Raw genomic sequence first — 427 nt, forward strand, 5'->3', positions numbered from 1 at the left:
ACCAACACGCGATGCCGCCCAAACGGCGAGCAAGCGTGGCACGCGGGCCGCTCGACTGCGCGTGATAATGGAGGACATCGAGACCAACCTGTGCAACCCGGCACTGGACGTCGGCTGGGTGACTGCCCGCCACCGGATCGCCGAGCGCTATTTGCGAGCGCTGTTCGCCGACCACGAAACCACGTTCACCGACCACGTCACCGGCAGACGCCTACAGCTTGCCCACCGGCGCCTGTGCGATGTGCGTGAGGCGGACCGCGCGGTCAGCACGATCGCGTATTCGTGCGGTTTTGGAGATCTCTCGTGGTTCAACCGCGCCTTTCGTCGTCGTTTTGGCATGTCACCCGGTGCAGTGCGCAAGAAGTCCTTGCTACCCACGGCACACGTGTCGCAAGAGCTTCACCCGCCGGACTGAGTGCCGCTCAAG

1 protein-coding gene is annotated in these 427 nt (G+C 64.4%); it reads left to right on the forward strand.

Going from position 1 to position 427, the window contains the following annotated elements:
* Nucleotides 1-415: helix-turn-helix transcriptional regulator (locus GPA21_RS20490; protein ID WP_211163762.1), on the forward strand; the 415-nt coding region annotated here is incomplete at its 5' end.
* Between the last annotated feature and the right edge of the window lie 12 nt (nt 416-427).

The sequence above is a fragment of the Azoarcus taiwanensis genome, from assembly GCF_012910885.1.
In the GTDB taxonomy this organism is placed as follows: Bacteria; Pseudomonadota; Gammaproteobacteria; order Burkholderiales; family Rhodocyclaceae; genus Azoarcus_F; species Azoarcus_F taiwanensis.